Here is a 17723-nt window from a genome sequence, read left to right on the forward strand (position 1 = left end):
CGGGACGCCCGCTTGACGATCCGTTAATGCTACGCCGCCGCCGGCCCCGCCCTGCGCGGGATCAGCGGTGATCGGCCCCCACCGCTTCGGCCACCGAGGGGAAGCCGTCGCGGCGCAGCAGCTCCGCCAGTTCGCGGCGGATGCGGTGGACCACCGCCGGCCCGGCATAGACCATCGCCGAATAGAGTTGCACCAGCGAGGCACCGGCGCGGATCTTGGCATAGGCCTCCTCGCCGGTCGCCACACCGCCGACGCCGACGATCGGCAGCTTGCCGCCGGTCAGCGCATAGATCTCGCGCAGGACCGAGGTGGAGGCCTCGAACAGAGGACGGCCGGACAGGCCGCCGGCCTCGCTGCGCATCGCCGCCGGGATGCTGTCGGGCCGGGCGATGGTGGTGTTGGAGACGATCAGCCCGTCGATACCGGACTCCAGCGCCACCGCGGCGATGTCGCTCTTGTCCTCCACCGTCAGGTCGGGGGCGATCTTCAGCAGCAGCGGCGGATTGCGGGTCAGGCCGCAGGACGCCCGCGCCTCCAGCACCCGCTCCAGCAGGGCGCGCAGCGGGTCGCGGCCCTGAAGCGCGCGCAGGCCCGGCGTGTTGGGGGAGGAGACGTTGACGACCAGATAGTCGGCCAGCGGCGCCAGCCGGCGCACACCGATCACATAGTCGTCGGCGGCGTCCACCGTGTCCTTGTTCTTGCCCAGATTGGCGCCGACGATGCCGGGCGCGCGCTTGGCCGCTTCACGGCGACGCTCCAGCCGCTGGGCGAAGGCCTCGAGCCCCTCGTTGTTGAATCCCATGCGGTTGATCACCGCGCGCTGCTCCACCAGCCGGAACAGGCGGGGGCGCGGATTGCCGGGCTGGGGCCGCGGGGTGACGCTGCCGGGTTCGACGAAGCCGAAACCCAAATTCAGCATGGCGTCGACCACCTCGGCATTCTTGTCGAAGCCGGCGGCCAGCCCAACCGGGTTGGCGAAATCCAGCCCCCAGACGCGGGTATGCAGCGCCGGCTCGTCCCTGCCGCGGGCCGGCGGCACCAGTCCGGACTTCAGCGCCTTGATGGTCAGGCCATGCGCGGTCTCAGGGTCGAAGCGGAACAGCAGCGGCCCGGCAAGCGGATAGAGGTCGATCACGGAACGAGGTCCTGAAGGGTGAAGGGAAAGCCGGCCGGGAAGACGTGGCGCCCGTCCGGCCCCAGCGGCAGCGGATCGACCCGCAGCGCGGCGTCCACCGGCAGCGGCCCGTAGAGGTGCGGGAAGAGCTGGCCGCCGCGCGACGGTTCCCAGCGCAGGGCGTCGCCCAGCCGGTCGGCGTCCACCGTCAGCAGCAGCAGGCCGTCCTGGCCGGCGCGGTGCTTGGCGGCGCTCTCCACCACCTGTGCGGCGGTCGAGAAATGGATAAAGCCGTCCTGGACATCCTGGGACGAGCCGGGATAGCGGCCGGCCGGGCGGGCGGCATCCCACTCGTCCGCGCGGCACATGTGGTGAATGATTCGGTCGGTCATGACGGTCGGACACTAACGCAATGCATGCCCAGCGGCCAGAGACCTCGAAGCCGCAGCTTGGCCGTAACGGGTCGCAGTTCGGGGATCGCGAGCGGCGGCACAACGCAAGATCGACTCCCCGATTGCAATTCCGCACGCTTCGCGCGTTGCATTTTGCAAAGCACGCTCGAAACTATTCGGCATTTTGCGGGTATTTTTGAAATTCGGCGGCGGCATTCGTCCTCGGATTATGGGCATTGCCCGCTCAACCCCTGCGAATCCCCCGGAATTCCTGGATTTGAGCCGCTTCATGCGGTTGGCACCGCTTTTGCTGTGACAGAAGCAAGTCAACGGAGGACCCGCCATGAACGCCATCTCCATGAGCCTGCTGAAGAAGACCTCGTCCTGCGAAACGGATCTGGGCGCGTCGGTCACCGCCATGGGCGCGCTGTGCGAGCCGGGTCAGACCGCGGTCCCGCTGAAACCGAGCGCCACCATGCTGGCGGCCGGTGCGCGGGCCGGCGGCGTGTCGGTGGAAATCGCCTGGAAGATCTACCAGGCGATGATCCACCACGCCGACTGACCAGGCTTTCCAGTCAGCGCCGTCCGCCTTCGAACGGCATGAAGCCCGAATCGAGCTTGGTCTCTATCCGCAGCAGATGGTCGGTCAGACGCTGCTCGACGTCCTTGAGAGTTGCGAAGGAGACATAGGTCTTCGCGACCTCCAGCTTGTATGCGGCAAGGCTCTCGCGCACCTGCGCCTGGGCCTCCTCCGCCCGGTTGCGCAGTTCGTCCAGCGCGCCGTCCGCATCCTTGCGCACCCGCGCGATCAGCCAGAACAGCCCGCCCATCGCCGGCAACTCGACGGCGGTGATCCACCAGGCGAGATCCAGGCTCGCGGTCAGGGACTCATGCATCGGGGTCTCCCGTTCGTGTTGATGTGGAAACGACTCAAAGCTCCCAGTCCGCAGGGGCCACCACGGCCTCCGCACCGCGCCAGTCCGGGCGGCGTTCGGGTGCCGTGGTGCTGCGGTCGAAGCGGCAAGGTTCGGCACCCAGGCAGCCGGCCACCGCGTCCAGCCCGTCGTCGGGCCCGCGATAGCGGCCGTCCGGGCGCCAGTCGCGCATTTCGCGGATCAGCGGCGTTTGCCAGACCTGCCGGTGGGCCAGAAGGCGGCGGTCGGCCAGCAGGGCGTCGAAGGCCTTGATGATGCGCGCCGCCTTGGGGGTGCGGCTGTTCTGCTCGACCACGCCGGCGGCCAGCCGGTCGTCGCGCAGCCGCTTGCGCAGCAGTCCGGGCAGGAAACGGCCGAGACCGTTGATCTCGATGTGGACCGCCGGCAGATGGTTGTCGGCAAGGAAGCGGGAAACCTGCCTGCATTGCTGGTCGGCCTCCGTCTCCTCCGCCCTGGGATCGACGGACAGATACAGCACCCGGTGCAGGTAGAAGTGCTCGTTCTCCCCGGCGAAGACGGCGGCGACCACGCTGCCGTCGCCGCCTTTGGACCTGCCGTCCTCCGCCGGCCGGGCGAAGGCCGGATCCCACCAGCAGGTGGCGGAGACCATCTTCACCCCGTCCAGCGTCAGCACCGCGCGCCCCAGCGCCTCGCGATACTCCAGCTCCGCGTCGTAGCGCCCGAGCTTTTCGACATTCAGCACCCCGTCGGTGACGCTGACCGGACGCAGCAGCATCTGGCTGGTGAACTTGTTGGGACCGGTCGATTTGCGGATGCGGGCGACATGCGCCTCACCGAAGCGCTCCTTCCAGGCATAGCGGCGGTTGCCCTCGGCATCCTCGGTGTAGACGGGCAGGACCAGCCGCTCGAACCCGTCCAGGAAGGACGGGCTGCCGTCGTCGCTCTCCTCCGCATAAAGGCTGTCCTGCGCATGCGGCGTGCCGACATAGAGCTGCGCCCCGCCCGGCACCAGCACATACTCCAGCTCCGACAGCCGTTCGCGCAGGGCAGCGCGCTTCACCGCGGTGTCGGCGTTGCGCGGCACCTCCACGTCGTCGCAGATCACCACGTCGGCACGGCTGCCGGTGATGTTGCCGCCGATGCCGGCCGCCGCCATCGACGGGTCGCGCAGTTCCATTGGCCGCACCACGGTGAAGCGGTCGGCCGCCCACTGGTCGCGCTCCCTGGAGGAAGGCTTCAGGTGGCTGCAATCGGGATGTCGTTCCAGGATGCGCTTGACGTTGCGCACCATCTTCATCGCCAGCTTCAGGTCGGCGGCCAGCACCAGCAGCCGCCGGTTGGGGTCGCGCAGCAGCAGCCAGGCCGCGAACAGCCCGACCAGCGTCGATTTGCCGGAGCCGCGGAAGGCCATCAGCAGCATGCGCCGGTTCTGCCCGGCCATATGCCGCTCCAGCCAGCCCGCCATCTCCGTGTGGTGGGACGGAGTCTTCAAGTCCACCATGGCGTTCCAGCCCTGGACGAAGGCGCGGAAACCGTCGTCGTCCTTCTCATTCATGGATTCCGCCCCAGGATGTGCCAGCCGGCACCGTTCGACATCGCCGTCACCGCATGGCCCTGCGCGGTCAGCGCGATGGCCTCGCTGTCCGGACCGCCGCCGCCGGACTGGGTGACGGTGACGCGGTTGCCGCCGGTGTCGGACTTCTTGACGGTGACCGTGCGGCCGACCGCATGCGGGGCCGAGGGCGCCGGCAGCCGCACCTCCACCGCCCCGTTCCAGGCGCTGACCAGATAGAGCTGCTGGTTCAGGTCCGGCTCGAACAGGCCGGGAGCCTCGTGATAGCGGGCGTTGCCGGGCGGGTTGTTGCTGGCGACGATCCACCAGCCGGCCCCGTTCGACACCAGCGTCACGAAGTCGTAGCGGTTGCCAAGCGACAGCACCCGCCCGTCCGGCCCCGGCCCGCCGCTCTCGGTCACCGTCAGCGGGTTGGTCGACGCATCGGTGCGCTTGATCGTCACCGCATGGCCGTTGGCGTCCTCGGCCTTGGGGAGCCGCAACTCCACCGCCCCGGCATAGGCGCTGGCCAGATAGACCGAACTCGTCAGGTCCAGCGACACCACGCCGCCACCGGCCGGCTCCACATACTCGGTGTCGTAGCGCAGCGCCTCCACCACAAGTTCGGTGACGCGGCTGCGCTGGAGCCGGTTCTTCTCCGGGTAGCCGGCATTGACCGCCGTGTAGCGCCCACCCGACCGGTCGAGGATCGCCGGACCGGCGGCGGCGGAGAACAGGTTGACGACCGCCGTCTCCACCGATCCGGCATCCAGTTGCAGGTTCGGCAGGGCACCCAGCGATTCGGCGTAGAAATTCACGATCAGCGTTTTGTCGGTGACGGCCCCGACACGGAAACAGGCTTCCGCCTCGGGCCACAGGTTGGCCTCGCAGTCGAAGAAGGCGTTGTTGAAGCGCCCCTGCTCGACGAAGAAGCCGCAGCCGCTCATCGGTGCCGACAGCGAATAGACCCGCACGGCCTGGAAGCGGTTGGCGTTCGGCGTGTCGCCCGCCCCTGTCCGCGTCAGCCACACCCCATGCCGCGACGGCCGCGCCACCAGCACGCGGGCGATGTTGTTCCAATAGCAGGGCAGGTTCGGGTCGGTGTGGCCGTCGAAGACCAGCCCTACCTCCGGCTCCCACAACGTCAGGTCGGTCAGGCTGTTCTGCACGCAAGGACCGTCGCGCCCGAACAGCCGCACCCCAACCCGGCCCTGCTCCAGCCGTAGGCCCGACAGGGTGGCGTAGCCGTCCGGCAGATGGATCAGGTCGAAGCCGTTCGACGCCCCCCGGATCACCGACGCCTGCCCCGCCCCGTACAGCGTCTGGCCATGACCGAGCGTCAGCGTGTTGGCGATGCGGTAGGTCCCCGGCGGCACGAACACCGCGCGGGCGGAGGTCAGCGCCGCCTGCAAGGCCAGCGTGTCGTCGACCAGCCCGTCGCCCACCGCGCCGAAATCCTTCACCGACACGAGATCGGCCAGCTTGTCGCGCACCGGCCGGGCGGTGGCGCCGGCCCCCGGCGGCACATAGGTCGCCAGCGCCTCCTCGTCCACCGGCGGACGGACCGTCGGGTTGCCGGCACTGTCGAAGGCCAGCAGCTTGCCGCGGCGCAAGGCCCGCTCCGGCAGCAGGGGGGAGGCCGGCAGGTCGCTGTCGCCATAGCGCAGCATCAACTCCTGATCGCCCGCCACCTGCTGGAGCATGGCCGTCAGCCGGTCCAGCTCGCCGTTGAGCGCTGCGGCCGGCAGCGGCCCGCTCTCGCCGAAATCGCTGCGCCGTTCGATGGGCAGCCGCCGGCGCAGCAGCACGACGGTCCCCTCGGCCGGCGGGGCGGCGAAGGTCACCGCCCCGCCGGCAGTCGCACCGGCTCCGCTGACCGCATAGCCGGTGCTCTGGAGTGCCGCGCCCAGGAAGACCTGGAGATCCTCGGCGGCGAAGATCGGGAACGGGTAGGTGAAGACCCGCTGCAAGCCGTCGGCGAGATACTGCACGCGCGGCGTTCCGCGCGGGATGAGAAGCGGCGTGGACATCGGGGGTGGGTCTCCGGTTGATGGAGCCGTTCCTCAGAAGAACTTGCTCATGTATTCCAGCCGTTGACGGTCGGCGAGTTGCGACAACTCCAGCAGGTTGCGGCGCTTGGCATCGTCCAGCCCCTGCTGGATGGCCGCGCGCTTCAGCTGGTCGGTGGCCTGGGCATCCTTGCGCTCGGTGTCGCTGGAGTTGGTCAGACCCAGCAGGATCGCCTCGCCCGACCCGTCCTGCGCGGTGACACCCCGCGCACCCAGCCCGGCGCGGGTCTTGCTGACCGCTTGGCGCAAGGCTGCCAGCCGCCGCTGTTCGGCGGCATCCGCCGCGGCGGTCAGCTGGGCGAGCTGGGTCTGCGCGTCGGTCTCCCTGGCGCGGACGGCCTCCTCCTGGCCGGCGCGCAGTTGGGCCAGCGTCTGCTCCTGGGCTCCGCGGAAGTCATCCATCTCCTTGGCACGCGCCGCCGCAGCGGCAGCCGCCGCGGTTTCGTCCTTCTGGCGCTGAAGCTCCTGTTCCTGTTGACGCAACTCGGCGTCATGCGCCCACTGGCGGGCCTGCACCTCGGCCTCCAGCTGGGCCTGCTGCTGGCGGGCCGTCGCCGCCGCCTGGGCGCTGCGCTCGGCCGCCGTCGCTTCCTCGCGGTACTTCTGTTCCAGCGCCGCCTGCGCGGCCGCGGCCTGCGCCGCATCCTGCTGGCGCTTGTAGTCGAGTTCAGCCGCGGCCTGCTGGGCGGCGGCCTGCTGCGTGGCGGCTCTGGACGACGCGGCGCCGGCATTGCGCACGGTGCCGATGACGGAGTTCGCCAGCGGCAATGCCGTGGTCACGAGGGGAGTTATTCCACCCATCAGTCATTCACCTTCAGTTCCATGGTCACGGAAAGCAGCGTGAAAGGCAGCGGCGCATCCTGCTCGATGCGCCAAAGCGGGACGTCGGTGTCATGGCGCCAGCCGAGCGCCCGCAGTCGGCGGTCGCCCGATACCCGCGGCGGCACCCCGCCGGCCGGTTGCGGTCCAAGCCGGTGAAGCGGAAGTTCCTGCAACCCACGCCCCAGATCGACGCGCAACGCCGCCGTCTCCTCCAGCCGGAAGGTGACGGCGACCAGCCGGACGATGTCGGCCCCTGTCGCCTGCCCCAGCAGATTGGGCGGCAGCGGCTCGATCCGGTGGGTGTAGGGCAGTCCGATCTCGACCTTGCGGGCCGGCGGGTCGAGGGTGACGCTGCCGGACTGGACGGTGGCGGGGTTGCGGATCACGCGATCGGCGACGACGGCGACCGTCCGCCCCTCCAGATGCGCCAGCCCGCCCCAGACGGCGGTTGCCTCCGCCCGCTCCGCCGTGACGGCGGTGTCGAGGTTCAGCGCGTCGTCGAAGCGCTCGACCGTCCACACGCCCCGCCGCTCGACCAGCGTGTAGACCTCGTCCCCCACCGCGGCGACGGAGCGCACCGCCCCGTCGGTCTCCAGCAGGGTCCAGGCGGTGACATCCTCCGCCCGGTAGGCGGTCAGCGCCCCCAGCGTGCCGTCCTCCATCGCGACGAACAGCAGCCGGCGGCTCTGGTCGTAGTCCTGGTCGCGCGGGCCGGCCATCAGGTGGCGGGCCAGCAATGCCAGGTCATTCGCCTGATAGGCGGCCTCGGTGTCGGTGTAGAGGAATTCGCGGATTTCGCGCCGGTTGCGCGGCACGAATAGCGTCGCCCCCTCCACGTCGCGCGGCGGGATGGCGCGGTCCATCGGCGAGCCGATGCGCGTCTGCCGGTTGACCTGCATGCTCTGCGGGGTCAGCGGGTCGCCGGTCACCATATACTCGGCGCCCGAGGTGAAGACCTGCAGATGCCGGCCGGAGAAGACGGCGCGCACCGCATTCACCTGATCGGACAGGATGCCGAACTCGATGGCCTGATCGTCCAGCCCCTCGCCCAGGTCGAAATTCCAGATCTGGGCGGAGCGCGACAGCCACAGCCGGTTGGGCAGGTCGCGCGACCCGCCGATCACCAGCCGGTCCTGATGAAAGGCCGCCGACACCGGCCAGCCCCGCAAGGCGGAGAAGGCCTGCTCTTCCCATTGGGTGGTCGGCTGGGTGTCGGCCAGCGCCTCCTTCACCGTGGCATTCACCTGCGTTGCCGACACCACGCCGGTCACCAGCAGCTGCTTGCCCTTGATGCGGATCCGGGTGCCGTCATGGCGCGGATCGAAGACCGGAGCCGACGCGGTGACCGCAATCGCCCCGGTGGTGCCGGACGGCGTCAGCGTCACCGCCGGATCGCCGAAGCGGTGGAAGGGGATGCGCGCCAGCTCGCCCTCGACCGCGAAGGCCCACTCCGCCAGCGTCCACCCGCCATCGTCGCCGCGCGTCAACTTGCGCGGCGGCAGGTCGGGATGGCAGACCAGCAGCGTGTCGGCGCTCTGCGTCCAGGTGATCTGCGCCAGTTGCGTCAACGTCCAGGGGGCGGCGACCGACGCCAGCGGGGTGCCGCCCTGGAACACGTCGATCCAACGGTCGGTGAAGACCAGCAGATAGGTTTGCTCGGCATTGCGCTCGAACGCCACCAGCCGCCCGTCGCCACGCGCCAACGCCGAGAAGGCGAGCCCCGACCGCCGCGTCACCCCGCCGGTCGGATCGATGAACAGGTTGCGCAAGGCCAGCGCGCCGTTGTCGTAGGCCTTGAGGTCGCCGCGCCCCAGCAGGCGGCGCGACACCTCGCCCGCGGTGAAGTTGGTCTTGACCTGATGCAGCCGTCCCATCGCATCCTCCCCGTCACGCCCGCGCGTCGATCAGGGTGAAGTCCTCGAAGCCGGGCTGGCTGTCCTGCTGGGCGTCGATCTGGCGGGCGCGGCGGAACTCGCCCTCGGCCTGCTGCGCCAACAGCTCCGCCCGCGTCGAGCTTTCGGTCAGCGGGATGCAGAACTCGGCCGCTAGGCGGGCGATCAGCGCCTGATCGAAGAAGGCCGGGAAATCCTCCTCCGCCGGGCGGCCGATGTAGGACAGGGTGACGGTGCCGGCATCGCACAGCAGCGTACGGCCGACGATGCGGTAGGACAGGCCGCGCCCCCGCCCCTCGCCGCCCGCCCCCAGCGCCCGCAGGAAGCCGGCCGGCAGTTGGAAGGCGCAGGCATAATCGGCGACCGGCGGCTCGGCCAGCCGCGGCAGCGTGGCCTGCACGCTGGCGAAGCTCCAGGGGTTGGCCGACAGCAGCGCATCGCGCGTCGGCCCATAAAGCGCGGCGGCCACCTCCGCCTCGGCGGAGCCGTCGTCGAAGGAGGCGATGGCGGTGGCGCCAAGCTTGATCAGCGCACGGCCGCACAGGCCGATGGCGGTCAGGGCCATAGATGTGTCTCCGGATGTCGGACGTGAAGCGGAAGGCGCCGGCGGTGCGGCGCCCTTCCCCTCGGCGGATCAGTCGCTGTTGACGCCACCGAACGGCGTCAGGTTGGCGACATCGACCGCGCCGTTGGCGCTGGCCGCCACCACCAGCACGCCGGTGGCGGGGATGGCGCTGCCGACCGCGCAATTGGCCAGCAGCATGTCGCCCACCCGCAGCAGGTCGGCTGCCCCGTTGAAATAGCCGGCGGTGTCGACGTCGGTCGCCACGTCGCGCGTGGTGTAGTGCCAGAGCGTGAAGCCGTTCGCATAGGCGAGCACGCTCAAATCCTTGGACGCATAGGCCATGGATCGAAGACTCCGGATTTTGTGTGGGGGATGCGGAAGGGAGGGCAGCTCGCCCTCCTCCGTTCAGCTCTCCAGGCAGCGCAGGGTGACCACGCCGCTGGTGTCGATCAGCGCGGCGCCCTGGCTCATCATGTTGTTGACGAAATGCGCCGCACGGTCGCCGTGCCAGGTGATGTCGGTCTTCACGTCGGCACCCGCCGCATGGCCGACCGCCGTCTTGTGGTACCAGTGGCGGGCAGCCAATCCAGCAATTTCAATTAGTTAGAATGCTGTTTTGCAGAACATTTTGCAGCAGAATGAGAACATCGAAGTCTTTTGCTAGACCATTTGTTCTTTCCGTGTTCTCTGCGCTCCCATGACAAGCGCCACCCCGGCGGCGGGGCGTCCGGATCGCCCCATCGCCGCAGCGATCCCCGTCAAAGCGCTGGTGGCCCCTACCCACGTTACGCGGGCGGTATCAGAGGGCAGACGGTCACCCAACCGGCGTGGCGCTGACTCCCCACGTCGCTCCGGTTGGCCCAGGTGCAAGGCCCGGACAGGTGGTTGAGTAAATGCCATACATTTGCACGCACAGCAACCGGCATGAACCAACACATGCAGCCAGGATTCGTTTTATATCCGAGTATTTTCTTGTTCGGTTGTGGTTGATTTTGGAAGCAGGAGGGGAGTCGCTTCACGGTTAAAGCCCAAGCTCAGCCCGTTGTTGGTGGCGTAAGCATTCTGGATATGCTCGACATTTCCGTCGCCATGTCTGGAGCTGAAGGAGCAATCCATGAAGCCGGCGCACCGCTGGCCGAGCACTTGGACACCACCGGAAGCGCAATCATTCCGCACCTGACATTCTTCCGGCGATAGGAGCTGATCGCCGAAGTCGGCCCAATAGACTTGCTCCGCCGCGCCAATCTCCAGGAAAAGAGTCAGTAGCATGGCTGCCTTAATGATGTCATTGTTCGTTAACTTTTCGGATAACAGCCGCCCGAAATGCATTGATATCGCCACCATCAAATATGTATGGAGCGAATTCACGAATGGAATCTTTATTCCAAGTCCACCAATGGATCGACAGAAGGAAGTCAATATCCTCTTTTGCAAAACGCTTACGAACTTCTCTTGCCGGGTTGCCAACAGCTACACTGTAGGGCGGAATGTCACGGGATACGACAGCGCGAGCGCCGATTACAGCCCCGTCGCCAATAGTGACACCAGACAGGATCGTTGCGCCCTCCCCGATCCAAACGTCGTTGCCAATGACGACAGGTCCCTTGCTAAAGGTCGAGCGCACTACAGGAATCCCCGGAAGAAATTCCAACAACTTCTCTGCCGGGTAAGTTGATACTCCATCCATGGAATGCATGCCGCCAAAGAAAATATGCACATTATCAGCGATGGAACAAAACCTTCCGATCTGGATTTCACCGCTTTCGCCGTATGTAACGAGCTCCAAAGGACCAGAACAATAAGTGAAGCCACCAATTGAAATTTGGCAAGGGGTCTCATTCAACTCAATTTTATAATGAGTGTCTTTCTCATTTTGCTTATGATTGAGACCCATGTGCATAAATAATCGCCCTTAAGGTGGATAAGCCTGATTGATGTCGCAACCTTATCAAAAATCCTGGATCGGGCAACCCGGTTGCGAGTATGCGTTGCGCTGCCATTCTCAATACCGTTCAGCGATGTCGTAGCTGCTAGCGGCGTAAGGATTCGGCCGACAAAGCGCCGACGGTGGATTTCAAGACGGGGAACATCCGCGTTTCACACCTCCATAAACTCGGCCAGCCGGTTCAGCCAGCCGGCGGCGTTCAGCGCCTGATCGTCGGTGCGACCACGCTTCCGGGCATCGCCCGAGATCAGGTCACCGTAGAAGCACATCCGGGCCACGAAGACAGAGCGCCACAGCCCAGCCGGGTCAGCGCCGTTCACCGCGGCCAGCGTCTTCGGTCCGACGGCGCCGTCGACCTTCAGCACCGGCCGGCCGGCCAGATCGTTCACCGCATCCTGCAACCACGTCCCGGCGCGGGCCGGGCCATGGTTGACGCCCGAGTCGATTACCAGGGCGCGCAGGGTGTCGTCGGCGATGCCAGCGAAGCCCGGCTTCTCGATGTAGTTGGCGCGGTAGATGGCCCGCACCTCGGCCTCGTCCAGCGCAGCGACGTCGGCCGCCGTGACCGGGCGCTTCCGCCAGCTCGTCAGCGTCTCCAGGGTGATGCCGCCCTTCGTCGGCCCGCCGCGGTCGCTGGACCGGTCGGTGTAACGCGGCCAGCCTTCCCGGCGGAGGATGTTGTCGATGACGGCTTCGGTGGGGTCGCGCGGGATCGCCGCGCCGGTGGGCGTGGTGGTCATGATGGTCTCCAGGGTTGGGGAATTATGCGTTACAGGGCGCCTGTAACGCCTTTATCGCCGGTCGGCCGGCGGCAGCCGCAGCAGCCCAGCGGACAGTCCGCCGCGGGCAACGTTGAGCAGATGAGCGAGCAGCAGGAGGGCAGCGTCTTTATCGCCGCCGCAGGCATCAAGCGCCTGCTGGACATCCTGCTCGGCAGGGGATCGGGCATTGCACATGGGCGACCTCCAGGCATGAAAAAGGCCGCACGCGGCGGCCGGGTCGATCAGGAGTTGGAGTGTTGTCGCGGCGCTCAGGGAACCGGGTACGTGGCGCTATCCCGCGCTGCCTGGATCGCCTCCAGCGTGTCGGCCGCGGCGATGGTGTCGTTGACCCGCTCGCGCTCTCGCTCGATCTGCCGGCCGACCACCTCCCACGCCGCGGTGACGGCTTCCCACTCCGCCAGCACCTCGGCGACCGTGACGGTGCGCAGGTCGGCGCGGTCGCCGGCCCACGGGTAAGCGGTGGCAAGCACATTGGCCGGGCGGCCCGCCTCGATCCAGCGCGCCACCTCCGCCTGCTTGGCGGCGTAGGTCGTGGCTTGGCCGGGGACGGCGGTCAGGTAGGCTTCACGGGCCTTCCCGGCAGCCGTGTTGTTGGCTACGACCGCGGTCGCGCGGGCAGCAGTCAGGATGGCGGCGATTTCCTCCGGCGGGATCGGCTCCACGTCCCACTCCCTCTTGGTCCGGCTGTACTCAACTCCTTCAATTTCGATGACCTCTTCGGTTTCGGTGAAGGTAGCGGCCTGCCGATGAGTGCGCGCGTCGAAGGACGGCACGATTTCGAAGATGTTCATGCGTCACCTATCAAGCCTGAGGAGAGAACCCGGACGGCATGGTGTAAACGAAATCCAACGGGCTGAACCGGCCGCGATATACTGGCGCAAGATTTGCCGATGCCACCGGGAATACCTGTTGAGTAATGCCGGTAATCGCAGGATTGGCGCCTGAGACCGGATCTCCGCCACCTTGCCAAACGCCGTTTTTACCGATCCAGAGGCTTCCCGTCCCGCCGGTCGGCCTTTTGAACCCGAACATCATGGTATCGCCCCCGCCCCAGGATGCGCCGAAAGCCGTGCTGCCAGATGTCTTCTGAAGAGAGCCGTCCGTCCGGTATGCGCCGATGGAGATTGGGCGGCTGACGAAATCCGAGAAACTGGCATCGACGATGCCCAACAGCCCGCTATCTGCTCCGACGCTCGGGAAGGACAGGCAAGAGACCTCCCAATATGTGTTCCCGTCGGGTAATGCGTTGACACCCCGCACCGTCTGATAGGCCGATGTATTCTGGTTGAGAGTTGCCCGCAGATTGCCTTCCGACAGGACGACGCCGCCGGAAATTGCCGTCGTGCTCCATTGCTGTGCGGTAGCGAACCCAATGCCACCGATGGAATTCCATCCGGCCCCGTCGCACACGAGGATCACGGATTGCCTACTGGCAAGCAGCCCCGTCAGAGCTTGATCGACAAGCTCGCTCCCATTGGGATCGATCGTGATCAGTCCGGTTCCGGTGTTCTTGACGGCCACCGTGAAGCCGCTGCCGGCTGATGCCGCGGCAGGCAAACCGAGCGTCCATGTGCCGGTGGCGACGATCAGCTTGCCGGCGTCGGATGATGTGACCGTGTAGGCGGCACTCTTCGGCAGGGTTGGGAACTTGACAGACGAGCCCAGTGCTACGCCGTTGACGGTTGGGGCAACCTTAAAGTCGATGCCCGTCGGCGCAGCGCCTGTACGCGTCACCTCCAACCAGTTGTTGGTCGTGGTCCAGGCATCATTCATCAGCTGGAAGATGATCTTGTTGCCCGAAGTATAAATCTGCGATTTCTTTTCATCCGCATTTGCAGCGGTGTTCTCAAAGTAATAGCCCGAAGAACCTGCGCCGACAACATAGTGATACGTAGACTGCGTTTGTCCGGTTGCAGTCAAAGCCCCCGTGACATTGACCTTGGCGTTAGCAGATGTGAGCGTGAGGTCTCCGCCAGAGGTCGTGACGGTGGGATTTCCCCCATTGGACGCGGAAAAAATAAACCAGCGATTGGCGCCTGCAATGTACTTGAACAGTGCCACCAGCAGATTGCCCGTACGGACTTCGGCATCATGGTTAGAGAAACTACCCATGACCACAGTCCCAGCACCGGTGGGGCCAAACATGCCCTTCACAGTCCCGGCCGCGTCCATAATCGCCAGCCAGCACCCGACCAGATAAGACGTGAGATCAGCAACGCGGAGCCGCTCAACACCGCCGGTCACCACCGACAGCGTGTCGGCGCCGCTGACCTGGGCCAGACCGGTGTTGCTGTCGCCCGTTACCGCCCACCCAGGCGCAGCGGCGGTACCGGCTGAAAAGCTGGCGGGAGCGTCACCGGCCCGGCTGAAGCCCACAGCGACCGGGTCGCCAGCAGCGAAGCCCCCCGGCCCGGTTCCGCCGGTCACCGTGATCTTGCGGTAACCGGTGCCATCCACCACGGTGCCGGTGACCAGATATTCCACCCACTTGGTGGCATCGGTGCGGTGGGCAACCCGCAGCGTGCCCTTGGTCGTATTGGTGGCGGCGGTCCAGCGGTCCAGCACCGTGGTGATGCTGGCGCCCGCCACGTCCAGATTGTCGACATAGAGTGCAGTCGCGGCTGCTGCCGTGGCGCTGTTCAGCCTCACCTTGCCGTTGCCGGGGTCGGCATCGGCCGTGGCTGTGTCCCAGGTCAGGCGGACCGACGGGACAGACCCGCCGGCGGCATTGGCATTCTGATCCGCAAGGGTGGCACTGGCGGCGGCGGCCGATGCGCTGCCAGCCGCCGCACCGGCGCTCCCGGCCGCAGCGGTCGCGCTGCCACTGGCTGCCGTCGCGCTCCCAGCGGCGGCGGATGCACTCCCCGCGGCGGCGAGTTCGGAGGTGTGGGCAGCCGTGGCACTGCCGGCAGCAGCCGATGCAGAGCCCGCGGAGGCGGTCTGGCTGGTGGACGCGGCATCGGCCAGAGTGCCGACCGTCTCGCAGGCTGTGGCGATGTCCTTGGAGTGACGGCTCCAGTTGGCGGCCATACCGCCAACGCCAGACAGGCCGAATTTGTTGGAAGCGGCGTTGTAGACACCGAGATTGTATTGTTTCAGGCGGTCGATTGCGTCGAGCACCAGTTGCGAAAGGCTCATTCCTTGAACTCCTCCAGTTCGACACTGGTCGAGGTGTAGCGGGCGCTGACGTAGCTCTGGCTGTGGTCGGAAGATCGGCGGTACAGGCCGCCGTAGAGGAAGTTGGCGGCGGGATCGCCGAGGCTTGTCGGATCGGCCGGGTCGCCGATGCTGGGCAGGTACAGCAGCGGCTTCCGCTTGCCCGAGCGTAGCGCCATCTTGAAAAGCTCGTCGCGGAGCGTGCGGTCGGTCACCTCGCGGCCGATGGTGACGGTGCGCTTGGCGATGCCCTCTTCGACCCAGGCCGATCCGCCGGCGCCGGTGATGATCTCGTCGTTGTCCTTCACGCCTTCGCCCGATTTCCCGACATGCCGGGAGAAGATCAGGCCATCGCCCGCCCAGGCGAGGCCGATGCGATAGCCGGTGTCCTCGCTGCCGTCGGGCTGGAAGGCGCCGCCCCACAGGGTCCAACGGATCGCGACCACCGGAACCTGCGGCACCACACAGTGGATGTTGATCGGCAGCAGAGGGATGTCCCGCGGATCCAGATCGCCGCGCATCTGGTTGGGCGCGCCGGCCCGCATGGTCTCCGGATCGGTCAGAGGCGGGACGACGTTGGCGTCCACCCCATCGACCACGGACGTCGCCACCAGCTCCGTCATCGCGGCATCGCCGAATGCCTCCATCCGGTAAAAGGCCTCCTGGCGGAGGTTGGTGTTGAGGAGCGACGCAACCGACAGGAAGATCGGGAACTGCCATGTCAAAGTCACGATCACCGGGTTGATCGGCGCCCCGGTGGCATAGTCCACGTCGCCTTTGGTCAGGCACACCGCCCGGTCGGAGACCGGTGTCGTCAGCATCGACTCCAGAGGGGCGGTGGACGCCCAGGCGGCGGGGCTGGCGATGGTGACGGGATTGTCCAGCGGGCCGTTCTGCACCTCGTTCCGGTCGGCGAGGTAGGCGTAGATCAAGCCGGCCATGATCAGTGTTCCCCGTAGAGGGTGGCTCCGCCGCCGCGGTCGCGGTTGGTTCGGCCGGTGATGACCAGCGTCGCGCCATCCTCGAAGCCGGCGATGTCGTCCACGACGGTCACCGCCCCACCGATCCAGAGCCCAGGCGCTCCGTCCCGGACCTTCAGGCTGTAGGACTGCGGCGGCCATGCCTTCTCGGCCAGCCACAGCGGCGCCTCGGCGTCGGCGTCGGCCTTCAGGGTCAGGCAGGTCTCGATCCGCTCGGTCTTGCCCGACACGCCATAGGCGGCGGCGATCACCGGATCCGTCGCGCTATCCGACTCGCGCCACTGTTGGGTCCAGAGGGCGGCGTCCGCCGCCGTCGCATCAGCAACCGCGGTGGTGTTGGCGTTCGGGTTCTCCGCATAGAGGACGGTGACTTTCTTGGTGGGCACCACGTCGCTGCCGGCGGTGGGCTTCAGCCCGTCCGTTGACCCGCTGGCCTTGCTGTAGGCCCGCGTCGGCGTGACCGCGGTGGCGCGCGGCAGGCGGGTCACCACCAGCCGGTCGGCCAAGTCGATGAACCACCTCCCCCTCGGCACCGACCCGACCAGCTTGCCATAAGCGTCCCGGTGGGTCCGCCCGTCGCCGGCCGGCAGGTACAGTCCGACGGTGCGCGGCGTCGCGTCCATGCCGCTGACGTCGGCCGCAGTGACGATGCCGCCATGCTGGACGGCCAGGAAGGCGATCACCTCGCCGATATAACGGCGCCAGACGCCGCCGGTCTTGTCGCCCTTCACCTCCACCCGGAAGTCCTCGTAATGGACCGCCGTGTGGATCCTGCCGGTCGAGACATCGACGCGAAGCTGGTTGGAGCCCGGGATGCCGGCCGTCTTGGCGACGGCGGCACCGCCGGACCATCCCCGCGGCACGTCCTCGATGGGCAGCCCGCCATTGACCGACCAGACATGCAGCAGCCCGCCGTTGCCGCTGCCCTGGTCGATGATCCCGAGATAGGTCGGCTGCACCATGAAACAGTGCCCGATACAGCGCTCCTTCAACGTGTTCTTGAGGGTGGACGGCCCCTCATACCCACCGGTGCCGGCGTACTTCGCGTCGTCTTTCTGGATCGGCGCGTCAAAGTCGAGTTGCCTGTCGTAGACCGGCAGCCGCAGCTCGGTCCGATCAGGCGCGATCTTTCCGGCCTTGGCCTGCCAGACCGTCACCGCCGTGCTGAGGGGTGCGCCAGCCGCCACCACCCGCTCGGTCACCGACTGGACGATGTAATCGGTCAGCAGGACGTTGAGCGGCCGGACGCCCAACAGTACCCGCTCCCACACCCCGGTCGTGATGTTGAAGACGGAGGCGAACCGCGGCAGGTCGTCCGTCCGCCGGACGTTGATCAGCCTCAGGTCGTCGATCTGCGCCTTGGCGCCGTCGCCCGCTGCCGTGACCGCCACGGACGGCCATTGCCCGACGAGCGGCAGCCAGGTCGCGGACGCCGGGTCGTCGTCGCTCCGGGACTGGTAGGCCACCGATCCGGCGCAAAGCGGCCAGCGGTGAAGGTGTCCCGTCGCCCGGTGATAGGCGACAAGGTCGTACAGGTGGATTTCCATGGAAGCCTCCG

Annotated in this window: 18 protein-coding genes and 1 pseudogene; 1 reads left to right on the forward strand and 18 read right to left on the reverse strand. The window is 67.1% G+C overall.

Annotated features, from left to right (window positions below; genetic code table 11):
- Positions 1-61: 61 nt before the first annotated feature.
- Together ACWPN8_RS13400 and ACWPN8_RS13405 are read right to left on the reverse strand one after the other, a co-directional pair.
- Entirely contained in the window at positions 62-1135 is a 1074-nt protein-coding gene (locus tag ACWPN8_RS13400; protein ID WP_492241077.1) for a quinone-dependent dihydroorotate dehydrogenase, read from the reverse strand.
- Positions 1132-1506, reverse strand: a complete 375-nt coding sequence (locus tag ACWPN8_RS13405; RefSeq protein WP_109048020.1) for a DUF952 domain-containing protein — start codon at positions 1504-1506, stop codon at positions 1132-1134. Before ACWPN8_RS13405 ends, ACWPN8_RS13400 begins: the two co-directional genes overlap by 4 nt.
- A gap of 343 nt (positions 1507-1849) precedes the next feature.
- Between ACWPN8_RS13405 and ACWPN8_RS13410 the strand changes: the two genes are divergently transcribed.
- The gene (locus ACWPN8_RS13410) at positions 1850-2068 is read left to right on the forward strand and encodes a hypothetical protein (protein WP_109048021.1); all 219 of its coding nucleotides are present in this window, start codon (positions 1850-1852) and stop codon (positions 2066-2068) included.
- 13 nt (positions 2069-2081) lie between these two features.
- On the opposite strand, the gene ACWPN8_RS13415 is transcribed toward ACWPN8_RS13410, so the two are convergent.
- The 16 genes and pseudogenes from ACWPN8_RS13415 to ACWPN8_RS13490 form a co-directional block, all read right to left on the reverse strand.
- Positions 2082-2402: a hypothetical protein gene (locus tag ACWPN8_RS13415; protein ID WP_492241078.1), complete on the reverse strand. Its 321-nt coding sequence runs from the start codon at positions 2400-2402 to the stop codon at positions 2082-2084.
- Between the two features lie 34 nt (positions 2403-2436).
- Positions 2437-3957, reverse strand: coding sequence for a phage terminase large subunit (gene terL / locus ACWPN8_RS13420; protein WP_492241079.1), 1521 nt, complete (start codon positions 3955-3957; stop codon positions 2437-2439).
- Entirely contained in the window at positions 3954-5984 is a 2031-nt protein-coding gene (locus ACWPN8_RS13425; RefSeq protein ID WP_492241080.1) for a glycosyl hydrolase family 28-related protein, read from the reverse strand. The genes terL and ACWPN8_RS13425 overlap by 4 nt, the downstream gene beginning before the upstream one ends.
- Positions 5985-6017: 33 nt before the next feature.
- Positions 6018-6803 (reverse strand): hypothetical protein, encoded by a 786-nt coding sequence (locus tag ACWPN8_RS13430; protein WP_492241081.1) that lies wholly within the window; start codon positions 6801-6803, stop codon positions 6018-6020.
- A gap of 20 nt (positions 6804-6823) precedes the next feature.
- A complete protein-coding gene (locus ACWPN8_RS13435; RefSeq protein WP_492241082.1) occupies positions 6824-8719 on the reverse strand; it encodes a phage tail protein in 1896 nt (631 codons plus the stop codon).
- A gap of 13 nt (positions 8720-8732) precedes the next feature.
- Positions 8733-9302 (reverse strand): phage connector family protein, encoded by a 570-nt coding sequence (locus ACWPN8_RS13440; protein ID WP_492241083.1) that lies wholly within the window; start codon positions 9300-9302, stop codon positions 8733-8735.
- 69 nt (positions 9303-9371) lie between these two features.
- Positions 9372-9644 (reverse strand): hypothetical protein, encoded by a 273-nt coding sequence (locus ACWPN8_RS13445; RefSeq protein WP_492241084.1) that lies wholly within the window; start codon positions 9642-9644, stop codon positions 9372-9374.
- Between the two features lie 63 nt (positions 9645-9707).
- Positions 9708-9875, reverse strand: a pseudogene (locus tag ACWPN8_RS13450) (phage capsid protein); the annotation flags it as partial.
- Between the two features lie 381 nt (positions 9876-10256).
- Complete coding sequence (locus ACWPN8_RS13455) at positions 10257-10571, reverse strand: hypothetical protein (RefSeq protein WP_492241085.1); 315 nt, start codon at positions 10569-10571, stop codon at positions 10257-10259.
- Positions 10572-10587: 16 nt separating this feature from the next.
- A complete protein-coding gene (locus tag ACWPN8_RS13460; protein ID WP_492241086.1) occupies positions 10588-11202 on the reverse strand; it encodes a CatB-related O-acetyltransferase in 615 nt (204 codons plus the stop codon).
- 197 nt (positions 11203-11399) lie between these two features.
- The gene (locus ACWPN8_RS13465; RefSeq protein WP_492241087.1) at positions 11400-11987 is read right to left on the reverse strand and encodes a glycoside hydrolase family 108 protein; all 588 of its coding nucleotides are present in this window, start codon (positions 11985-11987) and stop codon (positions 11400-11402) included.
- A 51-nt stretch (positions 11988-12038) separates the two neighbouring features.
- A complete protein-coding gene (locus tag ACWPN8_RS13470; RefSeq protein WP_492241088.1) occupies positions 12039-12203 on the reverse strand; it encodes a hypothetical protein in 165 nt (54 codons plus the stop codon).
- A gap of 74 nt (positions 12204-12277) precedes the next feature.
- Positions 12278-12820: a hypothetical protein gene (locus tag ACWPN8_RS13475; RefSeq protein WP_492241089.1), complete on the reverse strand. Its 543-nt coding sequence runs from the start codon at positions 12818-12820 to the stop codon at positions 12278-12280.
- Positions 12821-12830: 10 nt separating this feature from the next.
- Complete coding sequence (locus tag ACWPN8_RS13480) at positions 12831-15167, reverse strand: SPRY domain-containing protein (protein WP_492241090.1); 2337 nt, start codon at positions 15165-15167, stop codon at positions 12831-12833.
- Positions 15164-16126, reverse strand: coding sequence for a hypothetical protein (locus ACWPN8_RS13485; RefSeq protein WP_492241091.1), 963 nt, complete (start codon positions 16124-16126; stop codon positions 15164-15166). Before ACWPN8_RS13485 ends, ACWPN8_RS13480 begins: the two co-directional genes overlap by 4 nt.
- Before the next feature lie 2 nt (positions 16127-16128).
- On the reverse strand, positions 16129-17712 hold the full coding sequence (locus tag ACWPN8_RS13490; RefSeq protein ID WP_492241092.1) for a hypothetical protein: 1584 nt from the start codon (positions 17710-17712) through the stop codon (positions 16129-16131).
- Positions 17713-17723 lie beyond the last annotated feature (11 nt).

This window comes from Azospirillum sp. UENF 112521, assembly GCF_058780665.1.

What these genes read in the sequence shown, in the direction of transcription:
- ACWPN8_RS13415 (WP_492241078.1), bottom strand. Translation starts at nt 2,402, where the DNA reads ATGCATGAGTCCCTGACCGCGAGCCTGGATCTCGCCTGGTGGATCACC.
- ACWPN8_RS13475 (WP_492241089.1), bottom strand. Translation starts at nt 12,820, where the DNA reads ATGAACATCTTCGAAATCGTGCCGTCCTTCGACGCGCGCACTCATCGG.
- terL (WP_492241079.1), bottom strand. Translation starts at nt 3,957, where the DNA reads ATGAATGAGAAGGACGACGACGGTTTCCGCGCCTTCGTCCAGGGCTGG.
- ACWPN8_RS13485 (WP_492241091.1), bottom strand. Translation starts at nt 16,126, where the DNA reads ATGGCCGGCTTGATCTACGCCTACCTCGCCGACCGGAACGAGGTGCAG.
- ACWPN8_RS13435 (WP_492241082.1), bottom strand. Translation starts at nt 8,719, where the DNA reads ATGGGACGGCTGCATCAGGTCAAGACCAACTTCACCGCGGGCGAGGTG.
- ACWPN8_RS13470 (WP_492241088.1), bottom strand. Translation starts at nt 12,203, where the DNA reads ATGTGCAATGCCCGATCCCCTGCCGAGCAGGATGTCCAGCAGGCGCTT.
- ACWPN8_RS13445 (WP_492241084.1), bottom strand. Translation starts at nt 9,644, where the DNA reads ATGGCCTATGCGTCCAAGGATTTGAGCGTGCTCGCCTATGCGAACGGC.
- ACWPN8_RS13460 (WP_492241086.1), bottom strand. Translation starts at nt 11,202, where the DNA reads ATGCACATGGGTCTCAATCATAAGCAAAATGAGAAAGACACTCATTAT.
- ACWPN8_RS13465 (WP_492241087.1), bottom strand. Translation starts at nt 11,987, where the DNA reads ATGACCACCACGCCCACCGGCGCGGCGATCCCGCGCGACCCCACCGAA.
- ACWPN8_RS13455 (WP_492241085.1), bottom strand. Translation starts at nt 10,571, where the DNA reads ATGCTACTGACTCTTTTCCTGGAGATTGGCGCGGCGGAGCAAGTCTAT.
- ACWPN8_RS13425 (WP_492241080.1), bottom strand. Translation starts at nt 5,984, where the DNA reads ATGTCCACGCCGCTTCTCATCCCGCGCGGAACGCCGCGCGTGCAGTAT.
- ACWPN8_RS13410 (WP_109048021.1), top strand. Translation starts at nt 1,850, where the DNA reads ATGAACGCCATCTCCATGAGCCTGCTGAAGAAGACCTCGTCCTGCGAA.
- ACWPN8_RS13480 (WP_492241090.1), bottom strand. Translation starts at nt 15,167, where the DNA reads ATGAGCCTTTCGCAACTGGTGCTCGACGCAATCGACCGCCTGAAACAA.
- ACWPN8_RS13440 (WP_492241083.1), bottom strand. Translation starts at nt 9,302, where the DNA reads ATGGCCCTGACCGCCATCGGCCTGTGCGGCCGTGCGCTGATCAAGCTT.
- ACWPN8_RS13405 (WP_109048020.1), bottom strand. Translation starts at nt 1,506, where the DNA reads ATGACCGACCGAATCATTCACCACATGTGCCGCGCGGACGAGTGGGAT.
- ACWPN8_RS13490 (WP_492241092.1), bottom strand. Translation starts at nt 17,712, where the DNA reads ATGGAAATCCACCTGTACGACCTTGTCGCCTATCACCGGGCGACGGGA.